The 13,052-nt window shown below is 56.8% G+C and carries 13 protein-coding genes, 1 pseudogene and 1 other annotated feature; of the genes and pseudogenes, 3 read left to right on the forward strand and 11 right to left on the reverse strand.

Translation table 11 applies throughout. The features are described from left to right. Positions 1–210 precede the first annotated feature (210 nt). The 3 genes from EG886_RS09140 to gpr all read right to left on the reverse strand — a co-directional run bounded on the left by EG886_RS09140 (position 211) and on the right by gpr (position 3,112). Positions 211–567, reverse strand: a complete 357-nt coding sequence (locus tag EG886_RS09140; protein WP_164491753.1) for a DUF3679 domain-containing protein — start codon at positions 565–567, stop codon at positions 211–213. A gap of 2 nt (positions 568–569) precedes the next feature. Further along, complete coding sequence (gene spoIIP / locus EG886_RS09145; protein WP_124727850.1) at positions 570–1,733, reverse strand: stage II sporulation protein P; 1,164 nt, start codon at positions 1,731–1,733, stop codon at positions 570–572. 260 nt (positions 1,734–1,993) lie between these two features. After that, positions 1,994–3,112, reverse strand: coding sequence for a GPR endopeptidase (gpr, locus tag EG886_RS09150; protein WP_420894143.1), 1,119 nt, complete (start codon positions 3,110–3,112; stop codon positions 1,994–1,996). Positions 3,113–3,254: 142 nt separating this feature from the next. On the opposite strand from gpr, the gene rpsT reads away from it, so the two are divergent. Further along, a complete protein-coding gene (gene rpsT, locus EG886_RS09155; RefSeq protein WP_124727852.1) occupies positions 3,255–3,524 on the forward strand; it encodes a 30S ribosomal protein S20 in 270 nt (89 codons plus the stop codon). Between the two features lie 49 nt (positions 3,525–3,573). On the opposite strand, the pseudogene EG886_RS09160 reads toward rpsT, so the two are convergent. The 3 genes and pseudogenes from EG886_RS09160 to trpS form a co-directional block, all read right to left on the reverse strand. Further along, positions 3,574–4,038, reverse strand: a pseudogene (locus EG886_RS09160) (sterol desaturase family protein); the annotation flags it as partial. 268 nt (positions 4,039–4,306) lie between these two features. Continuing rightward, on the reverse strand, positions 4,307–5,713 hold the full coding sequence (locus EG886_RS09165; protein WP_164491754.1) for an MFS transporter: 1,407 nt from the start codon (positions 5,711–5,713) through the stop codon (positions 4,307–4,309). Positions 5,714–5,960: 247 nt separating this feature from the next. Then, complete coding sequence (gene trpS / locus EG886_RS09170) at positions 5,961–6,935, reverse strand: tryptophan--tRNA ligase (RefSeq protein ID WP_124727855.1); 975 nt, start codon at positions 6,933–6,935, stop codon at positions 5,961–5,963. 49 nt (positions 6,936–6,984) lie between these two features. Continuing rightward, positions 6,985–7,211, reverse strand: a binding site (T-box leader). A 117-nt stretch (positions 7,212–7,328) separates the two neighbouring features. Here trpS and EG886_RS09175 point away from each other — a divergent pair. Further along, positions 7,329–7,832: a CcdC family protein gene (locus EG886_RS09175; protein ID WP_124727856.1), complete on the forward strand. Its 504-nt coding sequence runs from the start codon at positions 7,329–7,331 to the stop codon at positions 7,830–7,832. 68 nt (positions 7,833–7,900) lie between these two features. Here the strand turns inward: EG886_RS09175 and EG886_RS09180 are convergent, their stop codons facing one another. Beyond that, on the reverse strand, positions 7,901–8,407 hold the full coding sequence (locus EG886_RS09180) for a 2-thiouracil desulfurase family protein (protein WP_124727857.1): 507 nt from the start codon (positions 8,405–8,407) through the stop codon (positions 7,901–7,903). 232 nt (positions 8,408–8,639) lie between these two features. Here EG886_RS09180 and EG886_RS09185 point away from each other — a divergent pair, with 232 nt between their 5' ends. Continuing rightward, positions 8,640–9,932: a phytoene desaturase family protein gene (locus tag EG886_RS09185; protein ID WP_124727858.1), complete on the forward strand. Its 1,293-nt coding sequence runs from the start codon at positions 8,640–8,642 to the stop codon at positions 9,930–9,932. A gap of 53 nt (positions 9,933–9,985) precedes the next feature. Here EG886_RS09185 and EG886_RS09190 read toward each other — a convergent pair whose 3' ends face one another. The 4 genes from EG886_RS09190 to EG886_RS09205 all read right to left on the reverse strand — a co-directional run bounded on the left by EG886_RS09190 (position 9,986) and on the right by EG886_RS09205 (position 13,017). Further along, positions 9,986–10,555: a hypothetical protein gene (locus EG886_RS09190; RefSeq protein ID WP_124727859.1), complete on the reverse strand. Its 570-nt coding sequence runs from the start codon at positions 10,553–10,555 to the stop codon at positions 9,986–9,988. Positions 10,556–10,669: 114 nt separating this feature from the next. Next, complete coding sequence (gene holA, locus EG886_RS09195) at positions 10,670–11,692, reverse strand: DNA polymerase III subunit delta (RefSeq protein WP_164491755.1); 1,023 nt, start codon at positions 11,690–11,692, stop codon at positions 10,670–10,672. Positions 11,693–11,785: 93 nt separating this feature from the next. Beyond that, positions 11,786–12,478, reverse strand: coding sequence for a hypothetical protein (locus EG886_RS09200; protein WP_124727861.1), 693 nt, complete (start codon positions 12,476–12,478; stop codon positions 11,786–11,788). Next, the gene (locus EG886_RS09205) at positions 12,460–13,017 is read right to left on the reverse strand and encodes an RNA polymerase sigma factor (protein ID WP_124727862.1); all 558 of its coding nucleotides are present in this window, start codon (positions 13,015–13,017) and stop codon (positions 12,460–12,462) included. The genes EG886_RS09200 and EG886_RS09205 overlap by 19 nt, the downstream gene beginning before the upstream one ends. Positions 13,018–13,052 lie beyond the last annotated feature (35 nt).

Raw genomic sequence — 13,052 nt, forward strand, 5'->3', positions numbered from 1 at the left:
GCAAGCGACGATTCTTCAATGAAATTCCGCGCTTCCGCCGGTTTCCGGAAACAAAAAAAGGAGTCGGAGGACTCCTGAAACGGGCGGAAATCCGTGGTGCGGGCCCCCAAGGACCCGCACCACGGATCCGTTCGTCGATCCACTGTCCGGCCATCCTCACCGGTGCGTTTGTCATCGCACGGACAGCAAACCGGTCCGGGCGGGAAAGCGTCACCGGTCTTCCATCATCCATTCGATCAGCCAGCCGCTGATTCCCCGAACCGAATCACGTACGACCGTCCCGACGTGGTTCAGCAAAGTGGCCAGCACATTGCCGCTTTCACGAACTTTGCTGACGGCTTGCCGGACTTTTTCCGGGTCGGCCTCGGGCACCGGACTCATGGTTTGGACATTTTGCCCAAGGACGGCGATCTCGATCCGACCGTCCTTGGGAGTGATCTGAATGGCTCTGGCGGCTCCGTCCAATCCTTGCATTTCCTGCATGTTCTTCTCTGCGGCGTTCACGCCGATGGCCATGCCGATCAGGAGCATGCCGACCAATCCGATGATTCGAACCGCTGCGCCCATGTTCATCGATCCCCCCGTCCGGAAGCGGGCCGGCCGATGACCGGTTCCGCGTCGTGAATCCGCTCGGCAACCACCCTGGCCAGAATCTCCACCGAGCGGAAGGCCTCCTCAAATGTGTTGTCCACGCCTCCCACTTCCACGAGCATGCTGTCGGGAGAGAGAGATTGATTGTATTCCCCGTTGTTTTTGCCGCCTTCCCGTTCCTTGGTGATCACCGCTTTGGAGAGTCCCGGAACGAGTTGGTTGATCCGCTGATGCATCTCCCTGGCCAGACGCAAATTCTCTTCATAGTTTTTACTGGAACGGCCCACCACAAACGCCAGCCTGGCATATGTCTTTCCGCCTACGGTGATGGTGGTCTTGTCCCTCCGGTTCGAATCCCGGTGAAGATCGATCAACACGCGGGCCCGCGGATGACGTTGCATCACTTCCTGCACCATTTTCCTTGATTTTTGATAGGAGTTGGCCCAAGTGTACGTTCGTTGGGTGGTGATCGCCCCGATGCCCAGCTTTTCGAATTCGGCCGCCAAATGCTTGGAAACGAGGGTGATGTTCTTGTTCAGATCGCTGGCCTGATTCGGGTTTTTCTTCCCGATTTCCGGGAGATAAGATTCCCAGAAGTGCGTGTTGTAGATGATCACCTGTTTTTCCGTGTTGCCCGGTGTTACGGGCTCTTTCGGTTTTTCCGGCTTTTTTTCTTCTTGTTCCATGGCTTTGATGATCTCCCGCTCCAATTCCGGAGGAGGGGGAGATTCGATGGGAATCGATGTATAATCCACACCGGCGCTGGCCATGTCGATCTCGCTGTCAAAAAGAGCAAAAAGCGGCAACTCTCTTCCGAGGAAGGTCCGGGGATCCCGGAAATTCACGCTCGTGGCGGCTTCAAACACGATGCGACCGACGATTTCATCCATCCCGGACAATCCGTTCGTCTCCCTGAGATACGGAATGTTTTCCGCCATGATCATGATCAGGGTCCGAGGGGAAATGTGGGACGTCACTTTGCCGAGGTCGGTGGCTCTCATGCTCCGTTCCGCCTGAATCATGGCAAACGTTCCGACAAACGCGAAAATGACCGCCGCCGACAGAAACAGCATCACAAAGGCGCGACGGATTCCCGGTTTCGACATGTTGTAAGCGGTGAATCCGCGAAATCCCTTCCTCATGGTCACGTCCCTCTCTTTTCGCCCCTCCGGGCTTGTCTTGCTTTCAATCTATGAAAAAGAGAGGGTTGTTTAGAACACCGGACATAGAGTCGATGGCGGTTCAAAAAAGAAAAAACCGCCTGAGCGGTCGTGTGACAAAGCCCGTATGAAAGCCGCCGGCCGCATTTGCAAGCAACAGACAGGAGCGGATTCAGCCCGGTTCTTCTTCAGGAGCGGCGGGCCATCGATTCTTTGTTACATGATCCGGAAGGGTTTCCGGCCTACTCCACGTGGGACGCCACATTGCCCATGTTGACGGCTTCATGCAAGGCGCAGTTGACCCCGTTGGCGATCAATTTGGCCATGTTGGCGATGAAATCGTCCACTTCCTTCGGCGTGACGATCAGGTTTTGACCCAGCGGAGACAGCACTTCGTGAATCAGCCGGCGCTTTTCATCCTCCGGGAGATTTCCGACCAAGCCCAACATCTTTTGCCCCGTTTCCGGATCCACGGTGTGGGATTGCAATTCTTTCACCGTGGCACCCCCGTTCGGATTGAGCGGATGCGACGGGGCCCCCGACATTTCCCGGCTCAGATGGGAAAGGACGTAATGGATGGCATCATGGGCGATGGTGACCGCATCCACCACGGTGGGCACGCCGACCGCAATCACCGGAACCCCCAGCGTTTCCCGGTTGAGAGCTTTTCGTCTGTTGCCGACTCCCGACCCGGGATGGATTCCCGTGTCAGCCACCTGAATGGTGGTGTTCACCCTGGAAAGAGCCCTGGACGCCAAAGAGTCAAAAGCGATCACAAAATCCGGCTTCGATTTTTCGACCACCCCCTGCACGATTTCACTGGTCTCGATCCCCGTGATCCCGAGCACGCCGGGGGAGATGGCACTGACGCTGCGATATCCCTCCTGCACGTCTTCCGGGGCCAGACGAAACAAATGGCGCGTCACCATGGTGTGTTTCACCACCAGCGGTCCCAGCGCGTCCGCCGTGACGTTCCAGTTTCCCAATCCCACGATCAGGCATTTGGCATCCGGAGCGATTCCCACTTCCTCCAAAAACCGGGCAAATTCCTTCGCGAACAGCTCGGTGACCCGTTTTTCCAACATGGAATCCCGGGATCGCAGCCCGGGCGCCTCCAACGTGAGATAGGTTCCCGGAACCTTCCCCATTTCGCCGGCACCTTCCCCCTCTTCAATCCACATCCAGCTGACGGTCACTCCGTCCTCCACGCGCTCATCCACCCGTACTCCCGGAATCTCCGTGTCTTGCCCGCGCCGGGCAACGGCCATGGCATGCGCTTCCCGGGCAAGGTCCGTCCGGATGGGAAACCCGGGCAACTTCAAATCGTGGATCCCGCTCATCTGATCACTTCCTTTCCGCATCACTCACCCCCTATTGTTGAATGGCCGTTGCCCGTTTATTCTTCAATGTGCGGCATTGTTGCTTTTTGACTGATCACGTGCTAGAATAGTCCATGTTGCACGAAATGGGGATGCGGAACCCACTGTCCGGGAGGTGAAACTGTTGGCAAACATCAAATCGGCGATCAAACGGGCCAAAACGAACGAAATCCGTCGCGCCCGCAGAGCTTCCCAAAAATCGGCCATGCGGACGTCCGTGAAGAAGTTCCTGGTCGCCCTGGAACAAAACCAGGACAACGCAGCGGAACTCCTGCAACAGGCTACCCGCGCTCTGGACAAGGCCGTGACCAAAGGCCTGATCCACAAAAACGCAGCGGCACGGAAAAAATCCCGCCTGATGAAAAAATTCAACGCCGTCAAGGCACAGGCTTGATAGCATTCATACGCCGCGAAGCCGACCCATCCGATGGGTCGCTTTTTTGTTATCCGGACTTTTCGCCCGTCAGTTTTCTCGCCGTGGCACTGGTCTGTACCTCTTTTTCGTCGGGGAACGTTCCGAATAGCCGGTCGCACACGCTGTGCGTCACTCCGAACCAGTAACGTTCGTTTTTGAAATGATGAAGCAAGTGTTGCCGCTTGAGCCTCCTCCCCCATTTGGTGATCGGTCTGACGGGCCTGTGGGCCACATAATGCGTCCACTCGTAATGAAGCAATCCGAGAACCGAACCGGCGGTCAAAAGCAGCGCCCATCCCCATGAATCGGTGAGCCACAGGGTGACGGCGCCGACCAGAATCAGCTGGGGTCCGCTGTACCAAATCGGCAGGAACAGGAGCTTCAGATCATCCGGTCGTTCGTGGTGATCATAATGCAGGCGGCGAAGCAGCTTGAACAGAACGGGATGTTTGGGAGGCGACATGTGAAACACAAAGCGGTGAGTGGCGTATTCCATTGCGGAAAACAAAAGCGCGCCGACCGGTATGCCCAACCACGCCCGCCCGGTCCCGGAAACAAGGAAACCGGACACCACCAATACGGGAAAAGCGAGACTGAGGATCAGAATGTCGGGAAACAGAAAAAACTCTTTCCATGCCCTTCTCATGTTTCATCCCTTCTCCTGACCGAATTTTCGGAACCATCCTGGTTTTATTCTATCAAAACAAAATAAATCACGGCTTGGCGGGATTTTTCATTCCGCCAAGCCGTGACTCATGAATTCAACGGGGATCGGAAGCCGTCCGCACCGGCCCGGGTTCCCGTCCTTTCCCGAACACGGACGCATACACAAGCCCGGAAGCCGCCACCATCAGGGCAAATACGAGGAACAGATTGCTGTACGGAAGGGCGGCCTTCTCCAATCCGAACGGAAGAAGCCGGAAATCAAACAGCCCGCTTGACAGCAGGGCGGCCACTCCCGCCGTGCCGATCGCCCCGGAGATGAACGCGCTCAGACCGTAAAAGCCCATGCCCACCCCGATCCGCTCAGGCTGGAGAGTCCGGGTGATGGTTTCGGCCATGGCCGTTTGCACGAACGACTGGCCGATGTACAGGAGAACCAACACACCGCTGATGAGCCACACCCACCTGTCGGTCACTCCCGCCAGAAGGAACAAACTGCCGCTTGCCAATCCCAAACCGGTCAGAACCACCGCGTAATCCCCTTTTTTGGCGGTCAGATGCCCGGCCACCGTTCCGAAGATGACGGCGCTGAACGCTCCCGGGAACATGATCAGCCCGATCCGGTCCGTCGTCAGGCCGTGCACATGGGTCATCATCAGCGGGATCAAAAAGATCACCCCGAAAATGGCCCCGAACAGCAAAAAGCCCATGCCCACTCCGAACGTGTATTTTCGGTTTCGAAACAGCCCGGGGTCCACGAACGGTTCGGGAACACGGCGGATGTGAAAGACAAACCAGGTCGCGAGGACCGCGCTTGCCACCAGCCAAATCCAATCCATCAAGGTGAAGAACATCACCAGCGCCGTGAATCCGATTGCCAGGAGGGCCGCCCCGGCAATGTCCACCTTGGCATCGGTCCGCTTCGATTCTTCCTCGGGAAGCCATTTCAGAAAGGCCGGGATGGTCACCACCGTGAACAAGGGGATGAGCAGCAGAAAGGACCAGTGAAGATAGCGGGAGACAAAGCCCCCGATCACGGGTCCCACTCCCACCGCGAACGAGGCGGTGGAGGTGAACAGTCCGAACAGTTTCCCCCGTTGCTCCGGAGTGAAGTAACGGGCGACGATCACCATGGTGAGGGCCGGGAGCGCCGACGCGCCTGCCCCCTGAATCACGCGCGACGCAATCACCGCCGGATACCATGCCTCAAGCAAGGCTCCCAGCAGGGATGAACCAGCATACGTGAGAATGCCGATGATCATCAGCCGGCGCAACTCGTACACATCGGCCAACTTGCCGAAGATGATCTGTCCGACTCCGAAGGAAATGATGAACGCGGTGACCACCCAGCTGACCTCGGTCGGGGCGAGACCGTACTGTTCGGCAATCTTGGGGATGGACACGTTGAACACCGTTTCATTCAACACGGCGAAAAACACGACATAAATGACCAGGAAGGAAAATCTCCGCAGATCGAATCTCTTCGCATGTTCAGATTGTGACATATGCATGATCTCCTCTCAAACGATCAAATGCGACGAGCAGGCAGCCAAGCCGTAAGCGGGTTGTTCCTGTTACCTGATCATGGGTCTCCCCTCCCGGAAAAAATCGAGCCGGGTGGATCACCCGGCGATTTTTACTCGCGATACATTTTATTCCATTTTCGAGCCGATTACAACCCTTCCGAACCCATCCTCCCCGACAACGATCAAATCAGCCGACGCATCGCATTTGCGTCGGCTGAGTCCGTTTTCACAAAATGCCCATGGCCTCTTTCATGCGGCAAAGCGTCTGTTCGGCCACTCCGGAAGCCCGTTCGGCCCCTTCCCGCAGAATGCGGTCCAGTTCCTCCGAAGAACGGATCTCATGATACCGCTCCCGGATCGGGGTGAGCGTGTCGACGGTCACCTCGATCAAATCTTTTTTGAAGCGGCCGTAACCCACACCTTCGTATTTTTTCTCCAGCTCACGAACGGAAAGGTCCGCAAGCTGGCTGTAAATCACCAACAGGTTGCTGATGCCCGGCTTCGTCTCCGGATCATAACGAATCACGTTTTCCGAATCGGTGACGGCCCGCTTCAATTTCTTCTCGATTTTTTTCGGGTCATCCAACAGTGTGATGTAGTTGTATTCGCTCTCGGCACTCTTGCTCATCTTCACTTCGGGATTGTCGAGAGCCATGATCCGGGCCCCCACCTCGTTGACCAGGATGGCCGGAACGGTGAACACTTCCCCGTAATCCCGGTTGAACCGCTCGGCGATGTCCCTCGTCAGCTCCAGGTGTTGTTTCTGGTCATCCCCCACCGGCACATGCGTGGCCTGATACAGGAGAATGTCAGCCGCTTGCAACACCGGATAGGTGTACAAACCGGCGACCGCCGAATCCGAACCCTTGCCTTTCTCCTTGAACTGGATCATGCGGTTCAGCTCGCCGACCCGGGCCACGCACTGCAGGAGCCAAGCCGCTTCAGCATGTGCTTTCACCTGAGATTGGACAAAAATCGTTGCCTTCTTCGGATCCAGTCCCACCGCCAGGTAAATCGCCGCCACATCGCGGGTCTTTTCCATCAGAACCTGCGGGTTTTGGGGAATGGTGATGGCATGAAGGTTCACAATGCTGAAATAACATTCCGCCTGATCCTGCAACTTGACAAACTGTTTGACCGCTCCGAGGTAGTTGCCCAAGTGCAGCACCCCGGTCGGTTGAACGCCGGACAATACACGCATGGATGCTCACTCCTTCCGTATTTTTGAAAAAAAGAAAACGCCCGCCCCGCAAAGGGACGAGCGGTTGCTCGCGGTACCACCCTTTTTCGTCCGGCACCGACTGCCGAACGCACTTCATGCGGATAACGGGATGTTCCCGGCCTTTCCTACCAGGGAGATTCCCCTTCGGAAAGGCGGCTCCGAAGCCCATTCACGCGTCGGACCGACCGGCTTGCACCTGCCGCCGGCTCTCTGGACGGACCGGGTCGCGCTACTCTCCTTCTTCCTCGCCGCTGCAATGTTCCGATGTGACGGTATGATCATTCTCCCTGAATCTTCCCATCAAGTCAAGTATATCTTATTTACAAAGAATCACGATTGTGCTAGGTTGATGTCAGATGAGGAGGGACGGAAATGGCGCATACTTTGCCGCTGCATCTTCACTGGTTGGCCCCGCTGGCCGCCTTCGTCATGGCCACGACGATGATCATCTTCCGTCTTCGTGCCGCCAACCGGCCGGTCAACGTTCAAAAAATCCTTTTGCCGCCCCTCGGCATGAGCACGGGTTTTTTGATGTTTGTGTATCCGCCCACCCACATCCCCTGGTCTTGGGCACTGATCGCATTTCTGACCGGATCGCTCCTGTTCTCCGTTCCGCTGATCCGGGCCACTGCCTTCCACATGGTGGACGGAAAGGTATATGTCAAACGTTCCAAAGCACTTGTTTGGATCCTGCTCTCATTGTTTTCCATCCGGATTTTGCTTCACTCCTGGATCGAACAGCACATCGACGTGTTCCAAACCGCTTCCGTGTTTTTCATCCTGGCCTTCGGCATGCTCCTTCCCTGGCGTCTCGCGATGTACTTCCAATACCGCAAATTCATGAAGGAGCATCAGCGGAAAACCGCCACTTCCTGAGTCGACATGAAAGATGCGCGTTGCCGTCCCGCTTCGGTAACGCTTTTTTCATCGCGGGCTTCTTGCCATCATTCGCCGGAATCGCGGCCTGCCCTGCCCCCCGTTTCGCAAGGGGGGGCCTTTTTTGAGAAATTCTCTTCCGATTCCACGCGGATGCCATGTCGGCGAAACAGGGCGGCGGTCACGCCGGCTCCCGGCTTTTTCCGACCGCTGAACGTTCCGTCATAGATGGCACAGCTTCCGCAAGACGGACTTTTCTCCTTGAGAATCGCGTGTTTGGCCCCCACGGCCTTTGCCAAGGCCAGTGCCTCACGGGCACCCCGCAAAAATTGTTCGGTCACGTCATTCCCCCGGTTGTCCACCACACGGGCTTTTCCGTCAAGCACGTCATCGCCGTCCCCGCCCACGATCTCCGCGGGAGGTCGCGGGGTCTTCAAACCGCCCAACTGTTCGGGACAAACCGGAATCGCTTCTCCGCTCCGAATCAATTCCACGATTTCTTCCACCCGGTTGTGCTTTCCGTCGTAACGGCAATGCAACCCCGCGAAGCAGGCGCTCACGATTTTCTTGTCCATGATGTTGGCCCCCACCTTTTTGGGATATTTTATCACAAAGAGGTTCACGAAATTTTCGAACTCAGTCGGATCCCTGTGCATTCCGCCACAAAGTTGCTACAATACGAAGAGTGGAAACGATTGTAATCCGGGATCGGAATCCTTTTTCTGAACACAATCCGGAAGCCGGGAGAAGGCGGAACCGCTCCGCTTCCCCGGCGGATCCGGTTCCATGGAGGAGTGAGCATGATTCGTGCCTGAAAAAGTGTTGGTGGCAGGCGGAGGATTGGCCGGCCTGAGCGCCGCCGCGCGCCTCGCCGTCCACGGATATGACGTGACTCTTCTTGAAAAGGCGCCGAAACTGGGAGGAAGGGCCATCACCATTCCCCTGAAAGGGTTCAATTTCAACTTTGGCGCCCACTGCATTTACGGCCGGGACAAATCGGTTCTCAAAAAATACGAGAGCGAGCTCGGACTCCGCGTGGACTGGCGGGACTTCTCCCCGTCCAAAGCGTATTACGACATGGGCGATTACACCACGCCGATGCCGGCCACGCTGGAGGGATTGTACCGGACCCGTGTGCTGGATTCGCAAAACAAAATCCGGTTCGCCTATGAAGTGTTCAAAACCATGGCGCACCTTGAAACGGGAGAAGAAGGGATTCCCATCGGCGAATATCTGGAGAAGGAGTCGGCACAGGTCCGCGACCTCTTCCTGACGATCGCTTCGTCCAACTTCTTCACCAACGAATCCGAAAAAATTCCTTCCCCGCTTTTCTTTCAATACTACCGGCGACTGTTTTCGACGCAAAAAGCCGTTTCATACATCGGGGGCGGCTGGCAATCCATCGTCGACGGATTTGCGAATCTGATCGAACAGAACGGCGGGAAAATCATCACCAAGGAAAAGGCAACCCGGGTCGAGACGGAAGGTAACCGGGTGCGTGCCGTCATCGGCAAAGACGGGGAACGGTATGAAGCGGATCATTTCATTTTTTGCATCCCGCCCAAGGAACTGGTCTCCCTGTTCGAAGGCACCCCCCATGTCGGCCTGTTTGAAGAATACCGGCGGTACTCGCCCACGCTGGTGGTGGTGTACGACGTCGGCCTGCGCGAGCGCATTCACAGCCCGTTCACGTACATCTACCACAAGGCGGACCGGGTGTTCATCACGGACATTTCCTATTACGACACCACCTGCGTGCCGGAAGGCGGTCAGTTGATGCAGGCCGTCGCCTATCTCAACGAAGACGAGATCGCCGCCAACAAAGCGGATGAAAAGGTGTCGTTGATCGAATCGGTCTACGACAAACACTTCCCCGGCTGGCGGGAACGATTGGTGGCCAAACGGGTCTCCAAAAAAGCGGTCGTGCAGGAAATCAAATGCATCGATGATCAGCGGCTGATGCCGGTCAAGTTCTATAGCATGAAAAACGCCTATTTTGCCGGTGACTGGTGCCAAGGAAACGGGCAGCTGTCGGAACTCTCGTTCAGCTCCGCGTATGAAGTGACCCGCCGCATCATGAAGCATCCCGTACAGGAATGAAAGTGAAAGAAAAACCGCGTCCATGGTATGGACGCGGTTTTTTGTCCGTGAGATCAGGTCATCAATTCGTAAACCAGCGTGCCGAGCAACGCAAATCCGGTCGCCACGCAGGCAAACACGATCAAAAACAGCGAACGGTCTTCCAGATAGGCTTGCAACTTTTCGCTGTCCATGGTGTCGATGCGACGGCTGTTGGCCCGGAGCAGGATGTTTCCCGCCACAAACAAAACCAACGGACCCAACAGGGGATACCAGACCGGCAGTCCTTCCATGAACGGATTGCCGCCTTCCCTCAGAGCGGCCTGGAGGAAGAAAAGCAGGCTGAGCATCAGCAGAATCAGGGAAGAGGCGAGCCGATTCCTGTCCCACGCGCCTCCCATCTTCTCCCGTTCATACTCAGCAAGTTCCTTCATGCCGGAAAACAGAAGCAGCGGCGGATGAGGATGTTTGCTCAGGAAGGACCAGATCGGAAGGACCAGCAGGAACAGGCCGATGGCCATGTAAGCCAGCCGACTCTCCACCGACGTGGAAAACCACAGGAAGAAGGCGGAGTAGACCGCCAACAGGAGATTGGTCCAGATCCGTTCTTTCCGGCGAAGTTCGCCGAGGCGTTCATCGCGCATGGTGTTCACTCCTTTGACCGGGCAGGACATCCGGAGATGATGTCGACCTATATCTTACCATACACGAATCACCGAGGCGAACCGGTTTGCCCGTGCATACCGAACACGAAGCGTTCACGTACCCTGATGAACGTTCAGGATGAGACGTTCGACGGCGAGAACCTTGTCCGTCCGGCCCGTTTTGATCTCCCTGTCGGCCGCGACCGCCCCCAGCAACAAGCCGCGCAGCGCTTTCTCGGAGAAGGCCTGACCCTGCCTGAGCGCCAGTTTCACCGGATACGGATGCACCTTCAGACGGGCGGCGATCTCCTTCTCCCCCAATCCTTGTCGGGCCAGCGCTTTCACCTGGAGCATCAACCGGAATTGACGGGTGATCAGCGAAAGAACGCGCAAGGGTTCCTCCCTCTGATGCAACAGATCCCGCCAAATGCGCAGCGCTTCTCCCGTTTGCCGACGGGCAATGCTCTCCGTCAATTTGAACACGTCTTGCTCCAATGTGCGCGGAACGAGGGCCGACACCGTTTTCACGTCCACTTTGCCGGCATCGCCGACGTACACGGCCAGTTTGCGACATTCATTGTCCAGCCGGCGAAGGTCGGGACCGACCAGCAAAGCCAGCTCCCGAACGGCACGGGGATCCGCTTCCACCCCCAGCTCCTTGAATCTTTGCTGCAACCACGCCAGGATCTCTTTGCCGCCGAGGGGATCGAAGCGAATGCACCGTGCGCGCAGCTCCAATTCCTTCACCGCTTTTTTCCGTTTGTCCAGTTTGTCCGAAGGGACGGTCAGAATCACGACGCTGGTCGGAAGAGGTTGTTGAAGATAGGCAATCAAACGGTCCGGATCGTGCCCGGGACCGCCCTTTGCACGAACAGCGGTCAGGAAATGGGCATTCTTTCCGATGATCACCCGTCGTTCGCTGAAAAACGGAGGGACTTCCGCCTCATCGATCAAATGTTGCACGGGCGTCTCGTCCAAATCCATGATGACGACCGCTCCAGGATCTTCCGATCCGTCCCCGAGAAGCTCTCTCATCCGGTGCATCGTCTCTTCCAACAGAAAGGGTTCGTTTCCATAGAGGAAATAGACCGGATCAATCCGGCCTTGTTTGATCTCCGCCAACACTTCCCGGCTCATCGAGGCCACCACCCCTGACGCAGCACTTTTTTCCGCCCGATCTTCCATCCGGTTCCGCAATGCGGCAGGCTCTCCCGGACGTTGCGGAGAGGGTTACCGGTCTGTCGAATCCGTTTCCACCGTGATCCATTCCACCCTGCCGTTTGCCGGCCAGTGCAGACGGAGAACACGAGGCGATTTCCAAATCATCTCGGGCGCGGTTTTGTCCGGGAAGGCCCGACTGCGGTATTTTTCTTTTCCTTGTTTGTCCCGGACGATCAGAACCCCTTGATCCCAAACGGCCATGAGACGCCCGTCCTCGGAAGCAACCGGCGTTGTGCCCGTCACTTGCACAAGGGGAGATCCCGAATCATTGACGATGATCGGCGGTCCCGATTCCGTTTCCACGGATCCCTGCTCCCGGATGGAGTCTTGTCTGAACGTCGAGTATTGCCCGTCAGGCGTATCTCCCCACACGAAGAACAGCCAACCGGCAAAGCCTGCAGCCACCACGGCCGCCGCGGGCATCCACCGTCCGCGGAACGGACGTCGGGGTTTTTTCACCGATGCCGACACAGACTTCGACGGACCGGAGTCGGCCATTTCCAACACCCTGTCCACCACGCTCACCGGCGGTTCCACTTTGGGCAAGCGGGACAGGGTTCGGGACAACTCCTCCATTTCGACGCGAAGACGGGCGTTCTCCGGAGAACCGGCGAGGGCGAATTCCAGCATTTCCTTTTCCTCGTTGCTCAAATCACCGTCCAAATCCCGCTGGATCCATTCCATCACTTTCTCATCCGCCATGCGGCCATCTCCCCTTCCCGGTATTCAGAGAGCCATTCCTTGAGGAGTTTTCTGGCACGAAACAGATGGGACTTCACCGTTCCCACCGGCAAATCCATTGCTTCCGCGATTTCCTGATAGCTGAAATCCTGCACGTATCTCATGATCACGGCCGTTTTTTGCGGGGAAGACAGGCGGTTGATCGCACGCTTCAAGTCATGGGCCACGGCACCCCGTTCCACTTCACGGCCGGCCCGTTCGTCTTCCCGCCACTGGTTTTCCCCGATGGGCACGATTTTTCTCCGTTTCCGGAACAAATCCATGCACACGTTGGTCACGATTCGTTGTGCCCAAGTGTGAATGCCGGACTCCCCCTTGAACGTGGGGAGGCTCCTGTAGATCTTCAGGAGTGCCTCTTGTGTGCAGTCGAGAGCATCCTGTTCATTTCCCGTCAGATAATATGCCGTCCGATACACGGGAGTCTCGAGTTGCCGGAGCAATGCTGCCGCCGCTTCCCTGTCTCCCGCCTGCGCCTGACGGATCACATCCGCTTCGATCACTTCATTCCCCCCATTCAACAGACTCCCGTCACACG

The organism is Staphylospora marina (genome assembly GCF_003856495.1).
GTDB classification, from domain to species: Bacteria; Bacillota; Bacilli; order Thermoactinomycetales; family Thermoactinomycetaceae; genus Staphylospora; species Staphylospora marina.